The organism is Pseudomonas viridiflava (genome assembly GCF_001642795.1).
In the GTDB taxonomy this organism is placed as follows: domain Bacteria; phylum Pseudomonadota; class Gammaproteobacteria; order Pseudomonadales; family Pseudomonadaceae; genus Aquipseudomonas; species Aquipseudomonas viridiflava.
This window is the reverse complement of sequence record NZ_LKEH01000017.1, coordinates 533249-559312: the sequence shown is the minus strand read 5'-3', so window position 1 is coordinate 559312 and position 26064 is coordinate 533249. Positions and strand designations below refer to the sequence as shown.

The window sequence follows — 26064 nt, the reverse complement described above, 5'->3', positions numbered from 1 at the left end:
GTTCTCTCGGGAAGCGCTGCCTTCATCGTTGAGGGCGGCGCGTTATGAAACTTCTGAGGGAGATCATGCAGCGGTTGTGCCAACTCTGATCAGACCGCGAATGCGAGGGTTCGGGTCAATGGCGGGCGAGTTGCCTGCACTGCGTTGAGGCGCGTTGCACAGAAGCGGGGCGATGTATGGCGGCTCAGCGCTTAATGGCGGCTCATCAGCCAGATCAGGCCGACCAGATTGATCAGCAGAGAAACCAGTGCCAGCGTACGCCATACCTTCAGCGGCTCGCGCTCCAGTAATGGCCTGGGTCGCGCGACCACTGGGCGTTGTTCGGCCTGTTCCAGTTCAAGCTGCCACTGCTCGGCGGTTTCATAACGCTGGGCGGGATTGGCCTGCACGGCCTTGTCCAGACTCTGGCTCAGCCAGAGCGGCAGGTCGGGGCGGTAGCGACTGGCCGGAATCGGTGTGCCGAAGCGGCGGTGCTGAAAAGCCTCGATTTCGCCATACGGATACTGACCGGTCAGCAAGTAATAAAGCGTGACGCCGACTGCGTACAGGTCCTGTTGCGGATTGGGTTCGGCACCGCTGAAGGCCTCAGGTGCAATGTAGCTCGGCGTACCTGGCAAATCATCTGTATTGGCGGCCGACAGACCGGGACAGAACGCCAGCCCGAAATCCAGCAGGCGCAGCTCGCCGTCGTCACCCAGCAGCAGGTTCTCCGGCTTGATGTCGCGATGGATGATGTTGCGTCGATGCAGAAGACCCGTGGCCCGCAGCAGTCGAGTGGCCAGATCCTGCCATTGCGCCAGCGGCAGGGGGCCGGACAGAGAGAAAAGATGGGCGAGCGTGCGCCCGGAGTATTCGCGCATGGCGTAATACAAATGCTGCCGCTCGGGCAGCGGATGGATTTCCGGAAAGAAGCGCCCGGCAACGCGGCGCAGGAACCATTCCTCCAACAGCAGGCCCTGACCGGCACCCGGTTCGTCATGCCGGGCAGACGGCAGCGTCTTGATCAGCCAGGGCAGCCCATGAGCATCGTGGGCGCGGTACAGAATGGATTGCCGCGACTGGGCGAGCACATTGCCGACGCTCCAGCCTTCGAACACCTGGCCGGGTTTGAGTGCTGGCGGTAACGGCCATTGCTGTAACTGCAACAGTGCATCCCCGAGATCATCCTCGCCCAGGCTGTCGACCTGAATGAGCAGGGCGCTGGCGTTGTCCTGACTGCCCGCCAGATGCGCCGCGCTGACCAGGGTTCTGACCGCTGCATCCAGATCGTCCTGTTCGGTCAGGATCGAGCGGATGCTGGCATCGCCCAGCGTCGCCCAGATGCCGTCGCTGACCAGTAGCAGGCGCTCGCCCTCACAGAGTTCGCCCTCCAGATAGTCCATGACCACGTACTGATCCAGCCCCAGCGCACGCTTGAGCACGTGCTGCATGTCGGCCTGTTCCCAGACATGGTCTTCACTGATGCGTTTGAGCTTGCCGCCTTGCCAGCGATAGGCACGGCAATCGCCGACATGGGCGAGGGTGAAGCGTCTGCCGCGCAGGACCAGCGCGCTGAGGGTGGTCAGCAGACCGTTGGCCAGCAGCCAGCGGTTCTGGGCCAGCAACAGACGATCCAGAGACTGGGCCACGCCCCAGGTCTCTGGTGTCGAGTAGTAGTCCAGCGCCAGCGCCTGCAGTGTTGACTGCGCAGCCAGCGCACCATCGGCACACTGACTGACCCCGTCGGCCAAGGCAAACAGATAACCCTTGCTGGCCGCCAATGCTGCGACCGGGGTCACCAGACGCAGGGCGTCCTGATTCTCCGGTCGCGGGCCGCTGGCGCTGAACTCGGCAAAGCGCAGTTGCAGCGTCATGGACCGGTCAGACCCGTGCTGCGGTTACTGCTGCCGAACCCCAGGTGGTTCTCCAGCGGCGCTTGACGTTCATCAGGCCGAACCAGGCGAGCACGGCCAGGCTTGCGAACAGCCACAGGCCCAGCTGATAGTCGCCGGTGTTCTGCTTGATACTGCCGAGGCCTGCGGCCAGCAGGAAGCCACCGATGCCGCCCGCCATGCCGATCAGGCCGGTCATGACGCCGATTTCCTTGCGGAAACGCTGCGGCACCAGTTGGAACACCGCGCCGTTACCAGCGCCCAGGCCCAGCATGGCGGCGACAAACAGCGCCAGTGCAGCCCACGAGCTTGGCAGGTTGAAACCCACTGCAGCGATGCCGATGGCTGCCACTGCATACATGGCGGTCAGCGTGCGGATGCCACCGAAGCGGTCGGCCAGCGCGCCACCCAGTGGACGCATCAGACTGCCGCCGAACACGCAGGCTGCGGTGTAGTAACCCGCGGTAATCGGGCTCAGGCCGTACTGGTCGTTGAAGTAGCCGGGCAGGGCGCTGGCCAGGCCGATGAAGCCGCCGAAGGTCACGCTGTAGAAAAACATGAACCACCAGCTGTCCCGGTCGCCGAGGGCCTTGAGGTAGTCGGCAGTGGATTTGGGCTTGCTGCGCTCAGGTGCGTTGCGCGCCATCAGCGTAAAAGCGATCAGGGTCAGCACCAGTGGGATCAGTGCCAGGCCGAACACATTGCCCCAACCGAAACTGGCGGCGAGAACCGGCGCGATCAGCGCGGCGAGCACGGTGCCCGAGTTGCCTGCCCCGGCGATGCCCATGGCCTTGCCCTGATGCTGTGGCGGATACCATTGTGACGCCAGCGGCAGCGCGACCGCGAACGACGCGCCTGCCATGCCGAGGAACACGCCCAGCAGCAGGACCTGTTCATAGCTGTGGATGCCCACTTGCCAGGCGGTCAGCAGGGCACCGATCACAATAACCTGACCGATGATGCCTGCGGTCTTGGGCGACAGCTGATCGGCCAGCAGGCCCATGAAGAAGCGCAGTATCGCCCCCGCCAGAATCGGCGTGGCGACCATCAGGCCGCGTTGTTGGGTGGTCAGCTGCAGGTCGGTGGCGATCTGTACCGCCATCGGGCCCAGCAGATACCAGACCATGAAACTCAGGTCGAAGTAGAGAAAGGCAGCGAACAGGGTCGGTCTGTGACCGGCCTTCCAGAAGCTTGTATCCATGGGCACACCTCATCATCTGCTAGTGGGTCAGTCGGGGTTCGTGCCCTCGACGTGGAGAATTTCAGACGTTTTGGCGGAGTGTTCCGAATGCCGGCGACTCCACCGGCCCCATCGCCGGGGCCAAACGCAAAAAACGTCGCCTCTCTGTCCGCGTGAGCGAAAGAGATGAGCGACGTCTTTGTCGTGAGTGGTGGCAACCGCCGTTGGCTACCTGAGGGTGCTAAAGCAAGAGGCGGGCCATATGCAGTTTTCTTCCTGGGCGATTGGCAGAGGCAGCATGGCAGCACGCTGTGACCTGAAACGCCGGGTGAGCAGGTGTGATGGCAGCCGAGTCCCGATGACCTTGAACCGGGCACCGATGGCATCGGCCGCCGCAAAAAAGTGCGAGGGGCCTCTCCCGACACAAGTCCGCCTCAACACTGATTGTGCCCATCGCTCTGCGCTCATCGTTCTACACAAGTCATCTGGCTATTCAGAGATACAACGCCACTGATGCGCTTTTGTACCGCGACGTCATGAACACCGCAGATCGCGACGTGGGTGAAGGCTGAGTCCTGGCGCTGATTCGGGGTGCAATCGGCATGGATGCCGATTGAGCTGCACTGGGCCATGTNAGCGCTCGGCTCACTGAATCCGCAATCTGTGCCATCTGTGACGCGGAGCGTCACGGGAGGCATGCCCACGCAGAGCGATGGGCACGATCATTTCTCCATAAGGACTTGTGTGTAACGATGAGCGCAGCGCACGGCTTTTGCAATAATAGCGTTGTGAAATATAAGCGTTGATCCAATAACAAACGCCACTATCAATACACTTTGATTAAAGCAGAATGACATTGTTTTGATGCCTTTGTATGACGAGGTCAATACTGAACGAAACCGAATATTAATATTGGTTCATGTTTTTTTTGAAAAACAGGCGGTTGCTTAACGGTAGGGAATATTTAATTTACTTTCGCATCGGTCTCTGAGAGGATCCTTTTCGTCGTGCAGAACACGACGCCTCTCGAGAGGGTGATTCATGTGCAATAGGCCAGCTTGCAATAAAGTGGCTTATTGAAATCAACCGGTGAGTGCCCAAGCGCCTCCCATCATTTTCTCTGTTATTTCGGCCTTCCATTAATTAATGAGTGCCGTGATTACAGGGTTTCAAAACGCACTTCAGCGATGTAATAAGTTTGCATGCTGCCTTGTCTTCATCTATGCGCCGGACGTGTCTGGCGTCAATAAAGGACATCAACATGAGTAACGTCACTTACAAGCCTACCGTGTGGACCCGGGCCGATGCGCTCAAGGTCAACGAAAACGACCCTACCACCACCCAGCCGCTGGTCAGTCCCGACTTTCCGGTGATGAGTGATACGGTCTTCATCTGGGACACCATGCCACTGCGCGAACTCGATGGCACGGTGGTGTCCGTCAACGGCTGGTCAGTGATCCTGACACTCACGGCTGACCGGCATCCGAACGATCCCCAGTATCTGGGACCCAACGGCCGCTATGACATCAAGCGTGATTGGGAAGATCGCCATGGTCGTGCCCGCATGTGCTACTGGTATTCCCGGACCGGCAAGGACTGGATCTTCGGTGGCCGCGTCATGGCCGAAGGCGTATCGCCGACGACCCGCGAATGGGCCGGTACGCCGATCCTGCTCAACGACAAGGGCGACATTGATCTGTATTACACCTGTGTGACGCCGGGCGCTGCCATTGCCAAAGTACGTGGCCGTGTCGTGACGTCTGACAGCGGTGTAATATTGACCGACTTTACTGAAGTCAAAACATTGTTCGAAGCCGACGGCACTTATTATCAAACCGAAGCCCAGAACGCTACGTGGAACTTTCGTGACCCCAGTCCGTTTATTGATCCCCATGATGGCAAGTTGTACATGGTGTTCGAAGGTAATGTGGCCGGCGAGCGCGGTTCACATACAGTAGGGCCGACAGAACTGGGGCATGTACCGCCGGGTCACGAGGATGTGGGCGGTGCCAGATTTCAGGTGGGCTGTATTGGCCTGGCGGTTGCAAAGGATCTCAATGGCGACGAGTGGGAAATCCTTCCGCCGCTTGTTACTGCGGTTGGTGTAAATGATCAAACCGAACGTCCGCACTATGTATTTCAGGATAATAAGTATTACTTGTTCACCATCAGTCATAAGTTTACCTATGCCGACGGCATAACCGGCCCTGATGGCGTTTACGGTTTTGTCAGTGAACAGCTGTTCGGCCCATACCGGCCCATGAATGCTTCAGGCCTGGTGCTGGGGAATCCGCCTTCGCAGCCTTTCCAGACCTATTCGCACTGCGTGATGCCCAACGGCCTGGTGACGTCGTTCATCGACAGCGTGCCGACCACCGGACAGGATTTCCGCATCGGCGGCACCGAGGCGCCTACCGTGAAGATCCTGTTGCAGGGCGACCGCTCGTTCGTGCAGGAATCGTATGACTATGGCTACATACCGCCGATGAAGAATGTAGTGCTGACTCAATAGTCAGACTCACGGCTGCTTTGGCGGCCTGCCACAGTCCCGGTCATAAACAGGACTGTGGGAGGCGCCACCACGTCGAAGACCTGGTGGCGCCTCCCACACGTGGTGTTTCGTCATTAACTCTCTCGATCTACCTGTTCAACCCAGCATTTCACTCATCGAGATGATCTGCTCGGCCACCTGAATCAGCTTCTGCTGGCGGCTCATTGCCTGACGCCGCATCAGGGTGTAGGCCTCTTCCTCGTTACAGTCCTTCATTTTCATCAACAGTCCTTTCGCCAGTTCGATGCGTTTGCGTTCGGCCAGTTGCTGGTCGCGGGCGTGGAGTTGCGCGCGCAGGGCCTGGTCGCTCTCGAAACGGGCCATGGCCACATCGAGAATGGGCTGCAGGCGTTGGGCCTGAATACCTTCGACGATGTAGGCGCTGACGCCGGACTTGATCGCCTGACGCATGACGCCAGGGTCGTGCTCATCGGTGAACATCACGATCGGGCGGGGCTGGTCGCGGCTGACCAGGACCACTTGCTCCATGACGTCACGACCTGGCGATTCGGTGTCGATGAGGATCACGTCGGGACGCACCGCGTCTACGCGTGCGGGCAGGTCGATGATGAAACCGGATTCGTCGATCACCTCGAAGCCTGCCTCGATCAGGGCGGTTCTCAGGCGACCGACTTTCTTTGGCGTGTCATTGATCAGCAGGATACGCAGCATGGTCACGTTCTCCTTCAACGACGGGCGGCGACGGGCACGTTATCGGCCCAGGCGTTGATCTTGAAACCGCGCGCATAGGCCGCCGGATCATTGCCGTCCCAGACCCTGCCATCGATCAACTGACTGCTGCGCAACGTAGCGCTCGGCACCTCAATGCCCAGTGCCTCGGCGGCCTGTCGATACAGTTCCAGGCGCTGGACACGCTCGGCAACGGCCAGATAATCCAGGTCTTCACGCAACAGCCCCCAGCGGCGGAACTGGGTCATGAACCACATCCCGTCCGACAGCCATGGGTAATTGACTTGTCCCTGACCATGGAAACTGACGGCGTGGTGGTCTTCCCAGTGATTGCCGAGGCCGTCGCTGTACTGGCCCAGCAGGCGCGGCTCAATGCAGTCCAGCGGTGTGTCCAGATACTCGGCACCGCTTAGCAGTTGTGCGGTGCTGCGTCGATTGTGCTCGCTCTCCTCGATGAAACGACTCGCTTCCAGCACGGCCATGACCAGCGCTCTGGCGGTGTTGGGGTTCTGCTCGGCGAATTCGCGGGTGCAACCCAAGACCTTGCCCGGATGGTCGGGCCAGATGGTCTGGCTGGTGGCCATGCTGAAGCCCAGTTGTTGACTGACTGCACTGGCGGCCCAGGGCTCTCCGACGCAGAAACCGTCGATACGGCCGGCCTGCAGATGCTGAACCATCTGCGGCGGCGGCACGACCACACTGTTCACGTCGTCCAGCGGATGAATGCCCTGGCTGGCGAGCCAGTAATAAAGCCACATGGCATGGTTGCCGGTGGGAAAGGTCTGGGCAAACGTCAGTTTCGGACCGCTTTGGTGCACGCGTTTGTCCAGTGCCTCAGGAGTGATCACGCCACTCTCCTGCAGGCCGCGCGACAGGTTGATGCACTGGCCGTTCTGGTTCAGCCCCATCAGAATTGCCATGTCCCTGGCCGGACCGCCGCTGATGCCCAGTTCGACGGCGTAGATCATCCCGTAGAGACTGTGTGCCGCCTGCAACTGGCCACTGACCAGCTTGTCTCGCAGGCCGGCCCAGGAGGTCTGGCGCTTGAGGTTGAGGGTCAGGCCGTAAGGCTGGGCAAAGCCCTGGGTCGCTGCAACCACCAGCGAGGCGCAGTCGGTCAGGGCCATGAAACCCACATCCAGGCTGTTCATCTCGGGCGCATCGCTGCCGTTGACCCAGTCCAGCGCATTGCTTGTTCGTACGTTCATGGCACTTGCTTCATAAAGGACATCCAGAAAAAAGGCGCCGCCCGGCACTTGCAAGGTGCAAGTGCCGGAGCGACGCCGTTGTCCGGGCAGCGCTCCGTCGTTGGAGCGCTTGCCGATAACGGTTTCAAGCAAGGCATATGCCAGCGCTCGGCGGTTCAAGGTAACAAGTTTTTTGCATGCCTCGCGTGCAGGGCCTTCACGCGGCTATAATCGCGCCCCTGAATTCAGCTTCTCACGAGCCTCGCCCGCCCATGTATAACCTGGCCCGCCAGTTACTGTTCAAGCTTTCCCCGGAAACCTCCCATGACCTGTCGCTGGACCTGATCGGTGCCGGTGGGCGTCTGGGTCTCAACGGCCTGTTGAGCAAGGCCCCGGCCAGAGTGCCGGTCACCGTCATGGGGCTGGAGTTTCCCAATCCTGTGGGTCTGGCGGCCGGTCTGGACAAGAACGGCGCGGCCATCGACGGCTTCGCGCAACTGGGCTTTGGCTTCGTCGAGATCGGTACCGTCACGCCGCGTCCGCAGCCGGGCAACCCCAAGCCACGGATTTTCCGTCTGCCCCACGCCGAAGCCATCATCAACCGCATGGGTTTCAACAACCTTGGGGTCGATAATCTGGTCAGCCGTGTGCAGGCCGCGAAGTACAAAGGCATTCTGGGCATCAACATCGGCAAGAATTTCGACACGCCGGTCGAGCGCGCCGTGGACGACTACCTGATCTGTCTGGACAAGGTCTACGCCCACGCCAGCTATGTGACCGTCAACGTCAGCTCGCCCAATACACCGGGACTGCGCAGCCTGCAATTCGGTGATTCGCTCAAGCAACTGCTCGAGGCCCTGAGTCTGCGACAGCAGGAACTCACGCAGCGTGATGGCAAGCGTGTGCCGCTGGCCATCAAGATCGCCCCGGACATGACCGACGAAGAAACCGTACTGGTCGCCGCCGCGCTGATCGAATCCGGAATGGACGCGGTCATCGCCACCAACACCACCCTCAGCCGCGAAGGCGTCGAAGGTCTGCCACATGCGGACGAGGCGGGTGGATTGTCGGGCGCACCGGTTCGCGAGAAGAGCACTCACACGGTGAAGATACTGGCAGGCGAGTTGGCGGGGCGCATGCCGATCATCGCTGCCGGTGGCATCACCGAAGGGCGTCACGCGGCCGAAAAAATGGCGGCAGGTGCGAGTCTGGTGCAGATCTACTCGGGCTTCATCTACAAGGGGCCGGCACTGATTCGCGAATCGGTGGATGCAATCGCGGCAATGCCGCGTCAGCAGGTCTGAATCGCAGGCAAAAAAAGGGGCTCTTGAAGAGCCCCTGGGCTTTTGGCCCGCCGCCCGGATAGGACGTGCATGGTATGGGTGTAGATGATCAGTCAATAAAGCTTTGATGGACTGGTCGGGGCCTGTGTCTCCAAAGGCGCGTTATCCGACCGCGTGAAGTTCGTTGAGTCTGTGGATTCCCGCAGTGCCGGTCATACCGTCCCAATTGTCGCCGCGTCCTTCTCGCCATCCATTGATCCATGCCTGGCGTACTGACGGTAGAGTAAAAGGGCAAAGCTCACGGGATTTACCATGAACGCCGTACTGATATCCGCGTAAAAATGCTCTTTCCAACGGATCACGCTTAAGTCTTCTCATAGGGTATTGCCCTCGTCTGTTGACTGTTATATCCCTGAGACCTCATGGTGAGGTCGGGCAGAAAGGTCTGCCGTTGGTGCCCGCTGCCGGCGTCGCGGGCCTTGGTGTCAGAACCGTTGCGGTAATGACCTGAGGTGATTTCTAACCAAAGCGCCGGACGCTGTGAATGACCGTTTTGTCATAAGCACGTCACATTTAGATCTGTCGGGCGATAAGGAAGGTCGGGTTTCAGCACCGTTTTTTGGCGCAAGCCTTTTGACGCGGGCGTTTCAGACCGGATTGAGAGCGCGTCTCAGACGCGGATGATGGCTGAATGCTTTAAGCGTCTATTCGACGAAGGGTCGAGATGTGACTTTTTGTTGCCCACTTCGTCGGGTTGAATAGCCGCTCTTCATATAGCAAAGCTATGTTGAGAGCGTGATTGATTGAAAACTGCCGCATTTACGCTGCCCTCATCTCAAGGCAGGTTTCATGCGGCGGATCGGCACATTCAACGTGCCACGCAGGCGTTCTCCAAGAAAGGCGCCTGTTTAAAATCTGGTCGGGCAATGCGTTGCCCACCGCTGACGGCTCAGGCCCTGGAATACACATGTCGGATCGCTACGAACTTTTCCTCACTTGCCCAAAAGGCCTCGAAGGACTGCTGGCCGAGGAGGCCACGGCCCTCGGTCTCGAGGATACCCGCGAACACACCTCGGCCATTCGCGGTTCGGCCGACATGGAAACCGCCTACCGGCTGTGCCTGTGGTCCCGTCTCGCTAACCGCGTGCTGCTGGTGCTCAAGCGCTTCCCGATGAAGGACGCCGAAGACCTGTATCACGGCGTGCTCGACGTTGAATGGCACGACCATCTCGAATCGGATGGCACCATCGCCGTTGAATTCAGCGGTCACGGGTCAGGCATCGACAACACCCACTTCGGCGCGCTTAAGGTCAAGGATGCAATCGTCGACAAATTGCGCACGCCGGACGGCGAGCGTCCTTCGGTAGACAAGATCAACCCCGACCTGCGCGTGCATCTGCGTCTGGATCGTGGCGAGGCGATTCTGTCCCTGGACCTGTCCGGTCACAGTCTGCACCAGCGTGGCTATCGCCTGCAGCAGGGTGCTGCGCCCCTGAAGGAAAACCTCGCCGCCGCCATCCTGGTGCGTGCCGGCTGGCCGCGTATCGCTGCCGAAGGTGGTGCGCTGGCTGACCCGATGTGCGGTGTGGGTACCTTCCTGGTCGAAGCCGGTCTGATTGCTGCCGACATTGCACCGAACATCAAGCGTGAGCGCTGGGGCTTTTCCGCCTGGCTGGGTCACGTGCCAGCCCTGTGGCGCAAGCTGCACGACGAGGCGCTGGCACGTGCCGAGGCAGGCCTTGCCAAACCGCCGCTGTGGATCCGCGGCTATGAAGCCGACCCACGTCTGATCCAGCCCGCGCGCAACAACATCGAGCGCGCAGGACTGAGCGACTGGATCAAGGTCTACCAGGGCGAAGTCGCCACGTTCGAGCCGCGTCCGGACCAGAACCAGAAAGGTCTGGTCATCTGCAACCCGCCGTACGGCGAGCGTCTGGGTGACGAAGCCAGCCTGCTGTATCTCTACCAGAACCTGGGTGAGCGCCTGCGCCAGTCGTGCCTGAACTGGGAAGCGGCGGTATTCACTGGCGCGCCTGATCTGGGCAAGCGCATGGGCATTCGCAGTCACAAGCAGTATTCGTTCTGGAACGGCGCGCTGCCCTGCAAGCTGTTGCTGATCAAGGTGTTGCCGGACCAGTTCGTCACCGGCGAGCGTCGTACCCCCGAACAACGTCAGATCGAGCGCGAAACGCCCGTCGAGACCGAAGTCGAAGTTGAAAGAAAATTCAACAAGAACGGCAATCCGATCAAGCCCGCTCCTGTGGTGGTCGAACAGCCACGCTTGAGCGAAGGCGGGCAGATGTTCGCCAACCGCCTGCAAAAGAACCTCAAGCTGATGGGCAAGTGGGTACGCCGTGAAGGCATCGATTGCTATCGCGTGTACGACGCCGACATGCCCGAGTATTCGATGGCCATCGACCTGTACCACGACTGGGTCCATGTGCAGGAATACGCCGCGCCCAAATCCATCGACCCGGAGAAGGCTTCGGCACGTCTGTTCGATGCGCTGGCGGCCATTCCGCAGGCGCTGAACATCGACAAGAGCCGCGTGGTGATCAAGCGTCGCGAGCGTCAGAGCGGCACCCGCCAGTACGAGCGTCAGAGTGCGCAGGGTCAGTTCCTGGAAGTGAACGAAGGTGGCGTCAAGCTGCTGGTCAACCTGACTGATTACCTGGACACCGGTCTGTTCCTCGATCATCGCCCGATGCGCATGCGTATCCAGCGTGAGGCGGCCGGCAAGCGCTTCCTCAACCTGTTTGCCTACACCGCAACCGCCAGCGTTCATGCGGCCAAGGGCGGTGCGCGCAGCACCACCAGCGTCGACCTGTCACGTACCTATCTGGACTGGGCACGCCGCAACCTGTCGCTGAACGGTTTCTCGGACAAGAACCGTCTGGAGCAGAGCGATGTCACGGTCTGGCTGCAGGCCTGCCGCGAAGAGTACGACCTGATCTTCATCGATCCGCCGACCTTCTCCAACTCCAAGCGCATGGAAGGGATATTCGACGTGCAGCGCGATCAGGTCGAGCTGATCGATCTGGCCATGGCGCGTCTGGCACCGGGCGGCGTGCTGTATTTCTCCAACAACTTCCGCAAGTTCGTGCTCGATGAAAACCTCGGTCAGCGCTATGCCGTCGAGGAAATTACCCAGCAGACCATCGACCAGGATTTTGCCCGCAACAGCAAGATTCACCGGGCCTGGAAGATCACCGCGCGCGCCTGAGGCCGGGGCTGATGAGCGAATCTGTGCGCGACTTGCGCAGGTTCGTTCATCATCCACTAGGCAAATTACTGGCGAATAGCTATAACCAATGCACAGCCAGCGTGGCGCAACACCCTGTTGGCGTCATGAGTTGTGTCTATGGCGGCGAAACGGTACAGGCTCAGAGTACTGGGCTTCATCAGTGAGCAGGTTTCAGCGTGGCTGGTGGCGATACTGACGTTTTTGGTCGGTGCCGCGCTGACGGTCATGCTGGCGCTGGCTGACCACGATGCCTATCAACATCAGTTGCGCCAGCGTTTCGATATTCTGGCCAGCGAGCGTTTCAGTCGCATTCAGGAACGTCTGGACCGTCAGGTCAGCAGGCTGGATACGGTTCGCCGCTTCTTTCTTTTTTCCCATGACATTACCCGCGAAGAATACGAAGGCTTCGTAGGTCCGTTGCTGATCGGCACCCAGGCTTATGGCTGGAACCCGAGAGTGACCCGGGCCGGGCGGGCTGCATTCGAGGCGGAGGTGCGCAAGGGTGGGCTCAAGGATTTTGCGATCCGCCAACTCGATGAGCACGGCAAACTGAGCGTGGCCGGCGTGCGCGACGAATATTTTCCTGTCCTCTATCTGAATTCGATCAGTGCGTTGCCGGTGCCTTTGGGCTTCGATATCTACTCTGAACCGATCCGTCATTTGGCCCTGGACAAGGCGCGGCTGCTGGACCGCATCACGGCGACGCCCCGGATACAGCTGTTGGGCCTGGACCCTGCCAACACACGTGGCGTGTTGTTGATGGCGCCCGTGTTCTCAAGCGCCACTGCGCCGGGTGAAACGCCCGAGTTGAGAGGTGTGCTCACGGCAGTCATCGGTCTCTCGCAACTGATGAGTGTGGGGGCGACAGAACGCGACACCCTGGCGGTCACACTCACTGATCTGAACGCGCAACCCGAACCTGATCCCGTGTATCTGTCTCCAGCTAAAGCGGCCACGAATGAGCTGTACCAAAGCACACTGCTGGGACTGGGGGATCGCGATTATCTGCTCGAGGTTCGTCCCACCGAGCTGTTTCAGTCAAATAATCGGGAAACGTCCAGTAATGTTCTTTGGTTTGGCGGGCTGTTGAGTCTGATGCTCAGTGCCTTGCTTTACAGCCTCATCAGCCAGCGCCAGCGTGCGCTTGCACGTGTCGAGCAGCGCACCCGAGAGTTGCGGGTGCGCGAGAAGCAATTGAACGTGGCCAACGGTCAGTTGCGCAACATTCTGAATGCGGCGACCGAAGTCGCAATTATTGCGACCGACCTCAATGGTGTGATCAACACGTTCAACGTCGGTGCGCAGCGCATGCTTGGTTATTCCGACGAGGAAGTTCTGGGGCGGTTCGGGCTCAAGGATTTCCAGCACTCTGAGCCATCAGATCCCAGTGACGTCAGCGAAGTCCGCATGTTGCAGGACATGCTTGGCGCTGCCATTCAGGAAGGCAGTCATCCGGCCCGCGAGTTGACCTTTCAGCGACGCGACGGCAGCACGCTAGTCGTCAACATGCTTGTCACGGCCGTGCGCGACGATCAGGGGCAGTGGATCGGCTGTCTGGCGGTGTGCACCGACATGACCGAACATCGGCGCGTGCATGATGCGCTGGAGGCTCAGGGGCAATTGCTCGAAAAGCTCGGCTCGCAGGTACCGGGAGGGATCTATCAGTACCAGCTGGATGCTGATGGCAGCTCACGGTTCAGGTATGTCAGCGTCGGCATGTGCGAGTTGTTCGAGCTCGATGAGGTGCACGTGCTGATCGATGCGGAGGTGCTGCTGCAACGCATTCATCCCATGGACCTGGCCCGAATCAGAAACTCGATCATTCCCAGTGCGCAGCAACTGACGCCGTGGCGTGAAGAGTACCGGGTTCAATTACCGAACAAGGGGCTGCGCTGGTTGCGCGCGGCTTCTACACCCGAACAGCTCGAGGACGGTGCGGTGTTATGGCATGGGTTCGTTTCGGACATCTCCGATCTGAAGCGGGTCGAGCAGGAGCTGCGTGAACTGTCGGTCACCGATGTGCTGACCGGTGCTTTCAACCGTCGCTACTTTCAGGATCGGCTGCAGGCCGAGCTCAAGCGTATCGACCGGCATGGCGGCCATCTGTCGATCATCATGCTCGACATCGACCACTTCAAGCGCATCAACGACCGGTTCGGCCACGGCGTCGGGGATCAGGTGCTCAAAGCCATCTCGCAACGCATCACGCATCGGCTGCGCACGGATGACGTGTTCTGTCGGCTGGGGGGGGAGGAATTCATGGTGCTGTGTCCCGGCACTCAGGGTGCCCAGGCTTATCAGTTGGCGCTTGGCCTTCGCGAAGAGCTGAACAGGGCGGGCATCGAAGGCGTGGGCCGGGTGACGGCCAGTTTCGGAATCGCCAGTTGGCGGGAAGGCGAGGGCGTCGACGCGATGCTGCTGCGCGCCGACTCGGGGGTTTATGCCGCCAAGCAGGCGGGGCGGGACAAGGTGGAGCCGGAGCAGGCCTGATCGGTTTCAGGGCCTGCTCGCTGTGGTGTGGCGCGGGATCAGGGCTGCTGGATGGATACCGTGGTATTGCTCAGCTTGGGCTGACGGTAAAGATCGACCAGTACTTCGTCGAGTACCGACGAGGCACCAAACGGACGCGGGTCATTCAGGATTGCCACGACCGCCCAGGTGTTGCCATTGCTGTCACGGCTGAAACCTGCAATGGCGCGTACGGTATTGAGGGTGCCGGTCTTGATGTGTGCTTCGCCCAACAGAGGCGTGCGTTTCAGGCGTTTGCGCATGGTGCCATCCATGCCCGCAAGTGGCATGGAGCTCATGAATTCGGCGGCATACGGGCTGCGCCAGGCGGCCTGAAGGATCACCGCCATTTCACGGGCGCTGACTCGTTCGGCGCGCGACAGGCCTGAACCGTTTTCCATCACCAGATGCGGTGCGGTGATGCCTTTTTTGGCCAGCCAGCCGCGAATCACCCGTTGTGCGGCCTTGGCGTCGTCGCCGTCGGCGTCACTGCGAAACTCCTCGCCAAGGCTGAGAAACAATTGCTGGGCCATGGTGTTGTTGCTGTATTTGTTGATGTCGCGAATCACTTCGACCAGATCCGGGGAAAACGCCTTGGCCAGCAGCTTGGCGCTGGAAGGCACGACGTCGACGCGGTTCTTGCCCAGAATGGTGCCGCCCAGTTCCTGCCAGATGGCGCGCACGGCACCGGCAGCGTAGGTCGGGTGGTCGAGCAGCGACAGGTAGGTCTGGGAGTTGCAGCCATTGCCCAGTTGCCCGGTCACCGTCACGTTGACGCTGCCATCGGGCTGGGTTACCGGGTTGTAGCGGACATCGCCCGTGCATTGTTTCGAGGCGACCGCCTTGACCTGATTGTCGATCCTGATGGTCGCGATGGGCGGCTCTACCGAGACCAGGATGCGGCCATCATCGTTGCGGGTGACAAAGCGCAACGCCTTCAGGTTGACCATCAGCGAATCAGGCTTGACCAGAAAGGGCTTGTTGTCGTCGTTGCCATCGTCGTTGAAAACCGGCAACTGCGGCTGCACGAAGTGGCTGCGGTCCAGCACCAGATCACCGGTGACCTGCTGGACGCCATTGGCGCGCAGGTCGCGCATCAGCAGCCAGAGCTTTTCCATGTTCAGCTTGGGGTCGCCGCCGCCCTTGAGGTACAGGTTGCCGCGCAGCAAGCCATTACTCAGGGTGCCGTCGGTGAAGAACTCGGTTTTCCATTGGTGGGTAGGGCCGAGAATTTCGAGTGCCGCATAGGTTGTGATCAGCTTCATGGTCGAGGCCGGGTTCACCGATACATCGGCATTGAATACAGTCGGTGTGCCGGGGCCGTTGAGCGGCAACATGACAAGCGATAATGCGTCATCGCCAAGTTTGCTGGCCTTGAGTGCCTGTTGGACCTTGGGAGAAAGTGTGGTGTTGATGACGGCCGCGTTTGCGGAGAGGGCCAGTGGCAAGAGCAATGAAGCGATCAGAAAAGGGCGAAACGACTTGATCATGAAGAAACCCTACTGCAGGAGGGGAAACAAAAAAGAGGGCATGGATGAATTCCCTCGGTCATTCTGAATATTTGAATAACAGCGGCTAACTGCGAACAACTATAGCGAACAGGTGAAGATTGACGCTTGAATGTGCAGGGTTTTCGTAATACTGAAGGTCCACGCCTGCAACCGGCGGCATTATGCCCCAAGCAGGGGTGCATGTGATGGGGCAGTGACCCTGAACCGCTATTTTTTTTCCAGCACGCCCCATCTGTCAGTCAACGCATCGAACATTGCTCCCAGCCTTCATTTGTCGGGCTTTTACCTGCCCGAACTGGTAAAGTGCCGCCCGATATTTACTGATGAGGATTGTCCCATGGCTACGAACCGTTCCCGCCGTCTACGCAAAAAACTCTGCGTTGATGAATTTCAGGAGCTGGGTTTTGAGCTGAACCTGGACTTCAAGCAAGAGCTGGATGACCAGGCAATCGACGCCTTCCTCGACGCTTTCCTGAAAGAAGCAATGGAAGCCAACGGTCTTGGCTATGTCGGCGGCGATGACTTCGGTCTGGTTTGCCTGAGCAAGCGTGGCTCGGTCAGCGAAGAGCAGCGCGCTGCCGTTGAAGCCTGGCTCAAGGGCCGCAGCGAACTGACAGAAGTGACTGTCAGCCCGCTGATCGACGTCTGGTACCCGGAAAACGAAATCAACCCGGTCGCCTGATGTATCAGGAAGCAGGCTCAGGCCTGCTTCCTTGTTTCATCCCCCGCTTCAATCGCTTCATCCCCCTTTCTGTGTCGCGCTTTCCCGTCCATTCTGCTTGTCGTCAGCTGTCTGCTTTTCCTGTCGTGCCGGGTTTCTCCTGCTGCGCGGACAATGCCCTTTCAAGTTCCAGCATGGCGCTGTCTACCACCTGATGACAGGCGCGAAGCCGGGCTTTACTCGTCCCGGGCTCGCATGCCTGTTCAAGTGCATTGCAGGCGTCCACCACGTGTGAAGCGCTGATGATGCGTGCGGCGCCCTTGATCCGGTGGGCCATGTCACGAATCTCGTCCGGGTGTCCTTCGAGCATATGGGTGGCGAGCAACTGGCGATCCTCCCGGTTGCTGCGCAGCAATTCGCTCAGCAGGCGCTTGACCATTTCAGGGCGATCACCCGTAAGTCGGCTGACGCTGCCCGGATTGAACGCAGGTGTCGAACACGTCAGCGGTGAAAGCAGGGCCAGCCTGTCGCTGAGCAGGCTGAGGCTGATGGGTTTGAACAGGCAGTCATCCATGCCCGCGTCCCGGCAGCGCTGGACTTCTTCCTGCTGGGCGTTGGCCGTGAATCCCCAGACCGTGCAGGGCTGGCTATCGCGAGACTGCTCCTGGGCCCTGATGGCCCGCGTCAGGTCGTAACCGTTCATGACCGGCATGTTGCAGTCCGCAACCACCAGATCAAAGCGATTCTGCAACCAGCACTCGAGCCCCAGCGCACCGTTTTCGGCGACTTCGCAGTGATGCCCCAGAAACCCGAGCTGCTCACAGAGCAGCAGCCGGTTGGCCGGATGATCATCGACAATCAGGATATGCAGGATGTGGTTGGGCGTCGGTGCAGCGTCCTGTTTAACCGGCACATGGGCTGCCGGGTCCAGTGAAGTGAGCACCAGATGCATGTTGATCTGCGTGCCTTGCCCCGGTTCGCTCTCCAGCGTCAGGGTGCCGCCCATCATTTCGCACAGGCTGCGACAGATCACCAGCCCAAGGCCCGCACCGGTACGCGCCATCTGGCCGTTGCTGTCCACCTGGGCGAAAGGTTCGAACAGGCGCTCCTGATCGGGCTGGCTGATGCCGATGCCGCTGTCCTGCACGGTCAGGTGCAGTTGCAGGCGCTGTGAATCGGTCAGATTCCCCGTTTGCAGGCTGATCCTGACGTGTCCCGTCTGCGTGAACTTGATGGCGTTGCTGACCAGATTGGACAGGATCTGCTTGAAGCGCAGCGGATCCACCAGTACATCGGCGTTGATGCGACTGTCCAGTTCCAGCGCCAGTGTCAGGTTTTTCTGTCGGGCCAGCCCGTCGAATACCCTGACCACCGACTCCACCAGCTGACGCAGGTTGGCTCGCTCGGGGTTGAGGGTCAGCCGGCCGGACTCGATGCGGGCGATGTCGAGGATATCGCCGATCAGGTCCAGCAGCTCCTTCGCCGAGCCGTAGGCGACTTCGATGGCCGATCGATCCAGCTCACCCTGATCGGCGCGTTTGAGTGCCAGTTCGAGCATGCCGATCACGGCATTCATCGGGGTCCTGATTTCGTGGCTCATGGTGGCCAGAAAGGTGCTCTTGGCCCGGTTGGCTGCGTCGGCCTGTTCCTTGGCGGTCTGCAGGTCTTCGATGAGCTGACGCCGCTCGCTGATATCGATCCAGCCGCCGATGATGCCCTGTACCTCACCCAGCGAATCCCGGAAGGGCAGGATCCAGTGGTAGATGGTCAGCCTTCGCTCACCGATATGCAGTGTGCGATCCTGGACCAGCGCGGTATTGGTGGCCATTACCCGCTGATAATCGGCCGCATATTCACGTGCTTCGAATTCGTTGCTCAGCACTCCGTCGGTGGCGCTCTTGTCGATGATGTCTTCGCGCTGTGCTGAAAACGAGGTGAGGTAGCTGTCGTTGCACATGCGCAGCAGGCCTTCACGGTCACGCACATAGATCGGGTGGGGTGTGCCGTCGACCAATGCCCTCATGAACTCGAACTGGTCGCCCAGCGCCCGCTCGGCAGCTTCACGCTGTTTGATCTGACGCCGCATGTAGGCATTCCATGCCAGCAGACCGATCAGCAGCAGGCCGGCACCGGTAATGATCTTGTAGATCAGGCGCTGGTAGTCGTGCCAGTTGGCACCCGCGGGTGCGTAGGAGCGCCATCGGTTGTTGATCACAGCCAGCTCCTGGGGCGCGATGCTGGCCAGCGCCTTGTCCAGAATCGAGCTCAGTTCGGTGGCGTTGCGTGAGGTGGCCATGGAGATCAGTGCCGGGTCTTCCCCGGTGGTGGCAGTGATCTGCAGGCGCTCGCCGAATATGCCTGAGGACAGAAAATAATTGGCGCTGAGCAGCGACGTCGCGGCAGCCTCGGTTCTGCCGATTGCCAGCATGTCCAGCGCCTGGAAAGGGTTGTCGACCTCGACTGTCACGATGTCCGGATGTTCGCGGTGCATCCAGCTCAGCAATGCGCTGCCCTGGGTGACCGCGAGGCGTTTCTTGCCGAGGTTTTCAAGGTGGGACGGCGAGCCGGCTTCCTTGCGTGTCACCAGCACGAACGAATTGTCGATGTAAGGACGGCTGAAGCTAAGCCGGTCCTCACGCTCGTCGCTGGCGTCCAGAGCACCGATCATGTCCGCCTGACCCTGGCTGACCTGGTTGATCATGTCGGCAAGGCTTGCCGAACGGGTGACTTCGAAGTTGATTCCGGTGCGCAGGCGCACCAGTTCCAGCAGCTCGGCCGTGATGCCGCGAAATGTACCGTTGGCGTCGAAGAAGGTCAGAGGCGCGTAGGCTTCGTTGACCAGTACCCGCACGGTCGGGTGCTGGGCGATCCAGCGCTCCTCCCGTTGGGTCAGTTGCAGCTTCTGGTCGGTCAGCAGCAGATCGCTGCCGGCGCTCCAGCGCTTGGAAATATCGATGCGCTCATCGACCGGAATGGCCTTGAGCGTCTGGTTGATGACGTCCAGTAGTTGCGGGTTGTCGTTGCTGATGGCGAAGCTGAATCCGTTGGCTTCATGCTTGCCGAAGTTGGCCATTTGCACATTGTTCAGGTAACCCCTGTTGATGATGTATTGGGTTGAAATGGTATCGCCGAGAAAGACGTCGGCCTGGTTGAAGGCCACGGCGTTGATCGCGTTCTGAAAGGACGGGTAGGTGTCGATGGTCGCGTCGGGATAGGTCGCCTTGACCTCGTCCAGCGGCAGGTAGTGATAGACCATGCTCAGACGCAGACCCTTGAGGCCCTCGGTCAGCGGGCGGGTTTCGCCAATGCGCGTGACCAGTACCGGCTGATCCACCGAGTAGGGGTGGGTCAGCATGATGTCGCGTTCCTTGGCTTCGAACCCGTTGGCGGTTCCCAGCAGATCGATTTGCCCGCTGACAAGCGCCTTCATGGCGTGGTCGCGGCTTTCAAAACGCTGAACCCTGACAGGCAGGTCCAGCGTTCGGGAAATAATGCCGGCGTAATCGGCGGTTATACCTTCGTAGTCGTTGCCGGAAATGGTGATGTCGAAGGGCGGGTAGTCGGGTGCAGAGGTGCCGAGGATCAACTCGCGTTTGCTGCGGACCCACTGCCATTGTTTGCTGTCCAGCTTCACATCCATGTGCGCCGGGCTCGAGCGGCCGAGCAGGGTGTAGTGGTCGGCGGCCTCAAGGCGGGCGAGCAGACCCCAGCTCAGGCAAAGGCTTGTGGCCAGTATCAGAAATTGTTTGAAGCGCGTGGACATCCGGTCTCTCACACTAGCGCGTTGCGTTTCGCCATCTCGATAAGTTCTACCAAGGTTCTTGTTTTCAGTTTTTGCATCAGCCGTGTCTTGTAGGTGCTGACAGTCTTGTTGCTGAGAAACATGCCCTTGGCGATTTCCTTGTTGGAGCGGCCCTGGGCAAACAGTTGCAAGACCATCAGTTCGCGATCATTGACCAACTTGAACAACTCGATTTCGCTCGGTTGACCATCTTCGCGAACAGCAGGCGTCAATGCCTGGCTGGGGAAGTAATTGTAGCCGGATAATACCGCTTTCACCGAACTGAGCAATTCACTGAGGTCTTCCTGTTTGCAGACGTAGCCTGCAGCACCGGATTGCATGCAGCGTATTGCGAACAGTTTCGGGGTCTGTGAAGTGAGGACCAGAATTTTCGAGGGCAGGCCCATGGTATTGAAGCGGGCCAGTACCTCCAGGCCGTCGAGCTTGGGAATGCTGATGTCCAGAATGATCAGGTCGGGCATGCATTCACGGACCATCTGCATGGCGTCAACGCCATTATCGGTTTCACCGACGACCTCGTAGTTTTCGTTCTCCAGCAGCATTCTCACGGCCAGTCGAACAACAGGGTGGTCGTCGATGATAAAAACTGAGTTCATATTTAAATCCATACAAGCAGCGAAGAAAGCGCGCACCTTAGCTCAGATGTTCGGGCAGGCCCATGAAGAGACGTGGTCGGCACGTATATATAGGAAAGTTCCTACAATAATTAGAGTCTCGGAGTACGTAAAAGCCTACTTTGAACGCTCCATGTTTAAAAATATTTCGCGCTTTACTCTGGGGGTTAGTTAGGTTTTCAGGGCGTGTTTATTGCGTTTGGGAATTAGCCGTCGCGTCTATCGTATTATTCCTACAATACGGATGTGCAGTAAGTCATAACGTCTGCGCGTTTATCCAAAGGTCGGTGCGACGACCTGTTGCACAATGTCATTGCGAACCTGAAACGCCGTTCAGCAGGTGGACAAGAACCGGGCCGTTCAGTGGCTTGCTCAGGCAGCCTAGCATTGGCAGACCCAACCGGATGGCAAGCTGTTCGAGGTCAAGCAGTTGCTGTGCCGCAAGCCCGCTGAGCAGCACGGCATGCCGGATCAGCCCGCGCTTCCAGGCCTTTTCGATCAGATCCAGACCATCGAGGTCGGGAAGCCTCTGGTCACACAGAATGAGGTCGTAGGGTTCTGGGCTGCGTTCCATGGCAGCCATGGCCTCGCTGGCGGTCAGAACGGGGGTCAGCAGAAAATATCCCTGGTTGTTGAGCAGTATCTGGGTGGCGATCAACTGAAAGGGATGATCCTCCACCAGCAGGATTCGCAGGTTGTGCTTGAACATGAGGTTACCGGCTGGGACGAGGCAGGGGTGGTTCGAGCCGGGTCGACAGGTATCGTGCGGTTCCCGAAGGTGCCGCAGGCAGCTGGATGGCTTACCGGTTCGGCCATGAAGTGCCGGATTATTGGGGTGTGTCGAAAACGCTGCGATAAGACGCGTCTGGCAGGTGTGTAGGACGTTTCTGAAGTTGAGGTGCGGTGAAGTTCCACGGCCGAGCGAGCGAGCACCGGTTTCAGGTGGCTCTGCTCGCCCTGTACCCGCCCTCAGAACTGCGCGGATCGGCCCGTCATTTCTCTGGCCATCTCGGTTGCGTAGCTGTCGGTCATGCCGGCAATGAAGTCGATCATGCGCAGAAACGAAGCATGCAGCGGCGCCTTCGGATCGGGCGCGCTATTGCCCATTAGATCGAGAATGCGTCGGTGCTTGAACGAGGGCGTACGGCCACCGAACTGCTCCACCGCAGCGCCGCAAAAAGCGTTGAGGAGAATTTCCAGCGTGGTGTAGGCGCCAATCTCGTGCAGGGTCTTGCGCTTGTCCTGAAAGATCTTCTTGCGGGCCATGTCCTTGGCGCTCAACACGCAGCGCTTGGCCGGACCATGCATGTGCTCCACCAGATCGCCCTGAAGCGTACCGGCCAGCAGGGCATCCTGCTGCTCGACAAACGCGCGGGCAGCGGCATTGGTCAGGTGCTCAATGGCCTTGCCGCGCAGGATTGCCAGCTTGCGTCGCCGCGAGTCCGACGGGCCCAGTTGACGGTAGGTTTCCGGCAGGTCATCGCCCACCAGCCCCAGCAGCAGGGCTTCCACTTCGGCGTAATCGAGCAGGTCCATTTCCAGACCGTCCTCAAGGTCGATCAGGGCGTAACAGATGTCATCGGCGGCTTCCATCAGGTAAACCAGCGGATGACGTGCCCAGCGCTGCTCTTCCAACTGCGGCAGGCCGAGCTTGTTGGCAATCTGCTCGAGAATCGGCAGTTCGCTCTGGTAGCAGCCGAACTTGTGCTTCTTGTAGCCCAGCGAGTCGGCATGCCGCGCGGTCCACGGGTACTTCAGGTAGGTACCCAGCGTGGCGTAGGTCAGCCGGGTGCCGCCGTCGAACTGGTGATACTCCAGCTGGGTGAGTACGCGAAAGCCCTGCGCATTGCCTTCGAAGTTGAGGAAGTCGTTGCGCTCGGTTTCGCTCATCGCATCGAGCCAGCCGCGGCCCGCTGCCTGGTTGAACCAGTTGCGGATTGCGTCTTCACCCGAATGCCCGAAGGGAGGATTGCCGATGTCGTGCGCCAGGCACGCTGACTGGATCACCATGCCGAGATCGCTGGGGTCGCACCAGTCGGGCAGGGCGCTGCGCAGGGTTTCACCGACCCGCATGCCCAGCGAGCGACCCACGCAACTGACTTCCAGCGAATGGGTCAGGCGGGTGTGGATATGGTCGTTGCTGGAGACCGGATGGACCTGGGTCTTGCGTCCCAGACGCCGGAAGGCACCTGAGAAGATGATGCGGTCATGGTCCTTGTGGAATGGGCTGCGCCCCAGTTCCTCAGGGCTGTGCAGGGTCTTGCCAAGTCGTTCGCGGTTAAGCAGGGTTTGCCAATCCAAGGCGGTCACTCCGTCAGTCGTATTGGCCTAGCTTCCCGGTTCGGCGCGCTGGCCGCAAGGCCTTCACATGCCGGCGGCATCGATATCGATCAGAAGCAGACGCGTGCCGTTGTCGAAGAACTGGCCTGCCGTCAGGCAATACTGGTTAGTGGTGGCGTCGCGGTAGGTGTTCGACAGAGTCAGACGGCGTTCGTGCCAGCCCTCGGCCAGAAGATGGTAGAAGTACGGACGCCACGACCAGTTGTGCCCCAGGTAGCGCGCATCGGCATGCCAGGCACCGTCTCGCCATTCCAGGTTGGGCGTCAACTGCGTGCCGTGGCGGTCGCACTGATAGAACCGCAGCAGCCAGGGATAATCGTGCAATTGCGGCAGTGCGCTGATCGGCGCCTGTGTCTGCGCCCAGCGCTGCAGACTGTCCATCAGAATGGCGAGACGCTGGCGCAGGTCCATCAGGCGTGCCCGTTCGGCCACTTTGCGCAACACATAGCGATCGCGCAGCTCGGCGAATCGGGCCACGAAGGCGTCGGCCGCGAAGAATTCCAGCTCGCCTTTCGCGAACAGGTAGCCCTGAACGTAACGTGCCCCGCACTCCAGAGCGAAGTGCAATTCGGCTTCGGTCTCGACACCTTCGGCAATGATCCAGCAGCCGGTCTTTTCCGCCATCAACGCGAGCGCCTTGACCACATCGCTGCTCGGACCGCCTTTGGCTGCGGCCTGAAACAGGCGCATGTCGAGTTTGAGGATATCCGGTTGCAACGCCAGAACCCGGTCCAGTTGCGAATAACCTGCGCCGAAGTCATCGATCGCGATGCGCGCGCCCGCTTGGCGATAGCGCTCTACAACCTCGCTCAGACGCTGAATGTCGCCGCCCAGTTCGGTGATTTCAAACACTACGCGTTCAGCAGGAACATGATGCTGCACCAGTTGCGCGAGGCTCGGCAGAGCCTGGCCGGGCCGCAGTCGGCTGATCCAGCGTGGGGAAATATTCAGGCTGAGAAACCAGTCCTCGGGAGCTTCATGCAGACGACTCAAGGCGTGGTCACGAATCAGGCGGTCAAGTCTCCGCAGTTCGGCGGCCGGCACCTGCGGGTCGTTGAACAGCGGTCCGACCGAATGCAGCCGTCCTTCGCTGTCGCACAGTCGGCCAAGCGCCTCGACGCCTGCTATGCGGCCAGTGGCGGTGTCAATGAACGGCTGGAAGCAGGCAAGGGGTTGCCCTGAAATCACGTGGCCTTCCTTAGTGAAGGTGGAATGAGCGTTAGGGAGGGAGGTAAACGCAAGCCGCCCGCTGTGAGTGTTCACAGCGGGCGAAATGTTACTTGGCAGGAGTTAGCAAGAATGCAGCCAACAGGCGTCTCAGCGTTTGCGTGCGCGACTCTGCAGAGCGACCTTGATCAGCGGTGTGAGCGTGATGCCCAGCTTGAGCAGCTTGCCAAGGAAGCTGGTGCGACCGGTCTTGGCCCGCTTGCCGCTGAGAAAGCCCAGCAGCGCGACCGAACCCACTCCCCACAGTGGCGCATGGCGAATGCCCAGCGCACTTTTCCAGTCGTGACGCAGGCCCCTGAAGCGTTGCAGGGGCTGCAGCAGCGTGGTGGATTCGTGGCGTATTTCCTGGCGATGCATTTCCATGCGCAGACGGATCAGCGCCTTGCGCAGTTCGCGACGGGTGTTGCCCTGATGGGATTTGGGTTCGCTCATGGCATCAGTCGCTCACGGTCGTTGGCCAGTTCTTCGAGAGTCGCATGGAACGGCGAGGATTCGTCGAAGATGGCAGCCTTCAAGCGAAGTCCACAGAACACCGCAGCCAGGAAGTAGAACGTGCACAGGCCGATGATGCCGGCCAGCCTGTAACTGTCCCACAACACGATCAGCAGCAGTGCCGACAGCCCGGTGAGCAGCAGCAGACCGAACACCAGTGCCAGACCCGCGAACAGCAAAAGACTGACAGTACGCGCCTTCTGCTCCTGCAACTCGATGCCGAACAGCTCGACATGGCTGTGCAGCAAGCCCAGAAAAGCGGCACCCAGGCGCCGCGGTGAAGAGCCGTGGTCCGCGTGGGGCGGACCTGATTCCGTTCCCAAAGTCATGGTATTAGCGCCTTGTGGCCAGCAGGCCGATCAGGAAACCGGCACCGGCGGCCAGGCCGACCGATTGCCATGGATTGTTCTGCACGTATTCTTCGGTTGCGACGATTGCTGCTTCGCCACGCTCGCGCAGGGATTCTTCAGTCTGCTTGAGCGTCTCTTTGGCACGCAGCAGGCTTACCTGAATCTGGGCACGCAGTTCATCTGCCTGATCACCAGCGAGGGTTGCCGTGTGTGCCAGCAGCTTCTCGGTGTCGGCGACCAGGACCTGAAAGTCTGCCATCAAGATTTCCTGAGCATTCTGTGCGGTTTGGCGAGGCATGGTTTTCTCCGTTTGGTGGCGTATGGATGTTTCGAGTACAGGGAATTGGCGAAGGTTCACTTCAATTGCTGCGTCGATGCACATCGCGTGGCGACGCGGCTTTCGCCTTGTGCTGGTGCGTGGCGTACAGACATTTGCGCCAGATCGGCGCATCGGCAGATTGCCGGTGGACAACCTTACTCCATAAGCGCAAGCCGCGAGAAAAAAACGGGAGGCTGGCGTAGGTGTTTCATAATGGCTGCGTTTGGCTATGCT

20 protein-coding genes are annotated in these 26064 nt (G+C 59.8%); 6 read left to right on the top strand and 14 right to left on the bottom strand.

Annotation, left to right across the window (positions count from 1 at the left end):
• Nucleotides 1–191 precede the first annotated feature (191 nt).
• Nucleotides 192–1853, bottom strand: a complete 1662-nt coding sequence (locus tag AO065_RS03655; RefSeq protein ID WP_004885677.1) for a bifunctional protein-serine/threonine kinase/phosphatase — start codon at nt 1851–1853, stop codon at nt 192–194.
• Nucleotides 1854–1860: 7 nt separating this feature from the next.
• Nucleotides 1861–3072 carry a nitrate/nitrite transporter gene (locus AO065_RS03650; protein ID WP_004885672.1) on the bottom strand — a complete coding sequence of 404 codons (1212 nt, stop codon included), beginning with the start codon at nt 3070–3072 and terminating at the stop codon, nt 1861–1863.
• A gap of 1240 nt (nt 3073–4312) precedes the next feature.
• Between AO065_RS03650 and AO065_RS03645 the strand changes: the two genes are divergently transcribed.
• Nucleotides 4313–5563 (top strand): glycoside hydrolase family 68 protein, encoded by a 1251-nt coding sequence (locus tag AO065_RS03645; RefSeq protein ID WP_004885661.1) that lies wholly within the window; start codon nt 4313–4315, stop codon nt 5561–5563.
• A gap of 135 nt (nt 5564–5698) precedes the next feature.
• Here the strand turns inward: AO065_RS03645 and AO065_RS03640 are convergent, their stop codons facing one another.
• Together AO065_RS03640 and AO065_RS03635 are read right to left on the bottom strand one after the other, a co-directional pair.
• Nucleotides 5699–6274: an ANTAR domain-containing response regulator gene (locus AO065_RS03640; protein WP_004885658.1), complete on the bottom strand. Its 576-nt coding sequence runs from the start codon at nt 6272–6274 to the stop codon at nt 5699–5701.
• A gap of 14 nt (nt 6275–6288) precedes the next feature.
• On the bottom strand, nt 6289–7500 hold the full coding sequence (locus AO065_RS03635; RefSeq protein ID WP_032651945.1) for a CmpA/NrtA family ABC transporter substrate-binding protein: 1212 nt from the start codon (nt 7498–7500) through the stop codon (nt 6289–6291).
• Nucleotides 7501–7751: 251 nt separating this feature from the next.
• Between AO065_RS03635 and AO065_RS03630 the strand changes: the two genes are divergently transcribed.
• A complete protein-coding gene (locus tag AO065_RS03630) occupies nt 7752–8783 on the top strand; it encodes a quinone-dependent dihydroorotate dehydrogenase (RefSeq protein WP_004885651.1) in 1032 nt (343 codons plus the stop codon).
• Between the two features lie 141 nt (nt 8784–8924).
• On the opposite strand, the gene rmf is transcribed toward AO065_RS03630, so the two are convergent.
• Complete coding sequence (gene rmf / locus AO065_RS26440; protein WP_002553055.1) at nt 8925–9140, bottom strand: ribosome modulation factor; 216 nt, start codon at nt 9138–9140, stop codon at nt 8925–8927.
• A gap of 589 nt (nt 9141–9729) precedes the next feature.
• On the opposite strand from rmf, the gene rlmKL reads away from it, so the two are divergent.
• The 3 genes from rlmKL (at nt 9730) to AO065_RS03620 (ending at nt 14496) form a co-directional block, all read left to right on the top strand.
• Complete coding sequence (gene rlmKL, locus AO065_RS03625) at nt 9730–11985, top strand: bifunctional 23S rRNA (guanine(2069)-N(7))-methyltransferase RlmK/23S rRNA (guanine(2445)-N(2))-methyltransferase RlmL (protein ID WP_004885649.1); 2256 nt, start codon at nt 9730–9732, stop codon at nt 11983–11985.
• An 88-nt stretch (nt 11986–12073) separates the two neighbouring features.
• Nucleotides 12074–12202 carry a peptidase inhibitor family I36 protein gene (locus AO065_RS27740; RefSeq protein ID WP_412778586.1) on the top strand — a complete coding sequence of 43 codons (129 nt, stop codon included), beginning with the start codon at nt 12074–12076 and terminating at the stop codon, nt 12200–12202.
• A complete protein-coding gene (locus AO065_RS03620) occupies nt 12190–14496 on the top strand; it encodes a sensor domain-containing diguanylate cyclase (RefSeq protein WP_412778585.1) in 2307 nt (768 codons plus the stop codon). Before AO065_RS27740 ends, AO065_RS03620 begins: the two co-directional genes overlap by 13 nt.
• 38 nt (nt 14497–14534) lie before the next feature.
• Here the strand turns inward: AO065_RS03620 and dacB are convergent, their stop codons facing one another.
• A complete protein-coding gene (gene dacB / locus AO065_RS03615; RefSeq protein WP_004885644.1) occupies nt 14535–16004 on the bottom strand; it encodes a D-alanyl-D-alanine carboxypeptidase/D-alanyl-D-alanine endopeptidase in 1470 nt (489 codons plus the stop codon).
• 358 nt (nt 16005–16362) lie between these two features.
• Between dacB and AO065_RS03610 the strand changes: the two genes are divergently transcribed.
• Complete coding sequence (locus AO065_RS03610; RefSeq protein ID WP_004885641.1) at nt 16363–16707, top strand: YggL family protein; 345 nt, start codon at nt 16363–16365, stop codon at nt 16705–16707.
• A gap of 103 nt (nt 16708–16810) precedes the next feature.
• Here AO065_RS03610 and AO065_RS03605 read toward each other — a convergent pair whose 3' ends face one another.
• From AO065_RS03605 to AO065_RS03570, 8 genes are all read right to left on the bottom strand, one after another.
• Nucleotides 16811–20449: a transporter substrate-binding domain-containing protein gene (locus AO065_RS03605; RefSeq protein ID WP_004885638.1), complete on the bottom strand. Its 3639-nt coding sequence runs from the start codon at nt 20447–20449 to the stop codon at nt 16811–16813.
• A gap of 8 nt (nt 20450–20457) precedes the next feature.
• Nucleotides 20458–21084: a response regulator transcription factor gene (locus tag AO065_RS03600; protein WP_004885634.1), complete on the bottom strand. Its 627-nt coding sequence runs from the start codon at nt 21082–21084 to the stop codon at nt 20458–20460.
• Between the two features lie 328 nt (nt 21085–21412).
• Nucleotides 21413–21811, bottom strand: a complete 399-nt coding sequence (locus AO065_RS03595; protein WP_004885632.1) for a response regulator — start codon at nt 21809–21811, stop codon at nt 21413–21415.
• A gap of 260 nt (nt 21812–22071) precedes the next feature.
• Nucleotides 22072–23403: a deoxyguanosinetriphosphate triphosphohydrolase gene (locus AO065_RS03590; RefSeq protein WP_004885629.1), complete on the bottom strand. Its 1332-nt coding sequence runs from the start codon at nt 23401–23403 to the stop codon at nt 22072–22074.
• 63 nt (nt 23404–23466) lie between these two features.
• A complete protein-coding gene (locus tag AO065_RS03585; RefSeq protein WP_004885625.1) occupies nt 23467–24630 on the bottom strand; it encodes an EAL domain-containing protein in 1164 nt (387 codons plus the stop codon).
• Between the two features lie 129 nt (nt 24631–24759).
• Nucleotides 24760–25101: a hypothetical protein gene (locus AO065_RS03580; protein ID WP_004885622.1), complete on the bottom strand. Its 342-nt coding sequence runs from the start codon at nt 25099–25101 to the stop codon at nt 24760–24762.
• Nucleotides 25098–25490 (bottom strand): phage holin family protein, encoded by a 393-nt coding sequence (locus AO065_RS03575; protein WP_004885620.1) that lies wholly within the window; start codon nt 25488–25490, stop codon nt 25098–25100. Before AO065_RS03575 ends, AO065_RS03580 begins: the two co-directional genes overlap by 4 nt.
• 4 nt (nt 25491–25494) lie before the next feature.
• Entirely contained in the window at nt 25495–25809 is a 315-nt protein-coding gene (locus AO065_RS03570) for an ElaB/YgaM/YqjD family protein (protein ID WP_004885618.1), read from the bottom strand.
• Nucleotides 25810–26064: the final 255 nt, after the last annotated feature.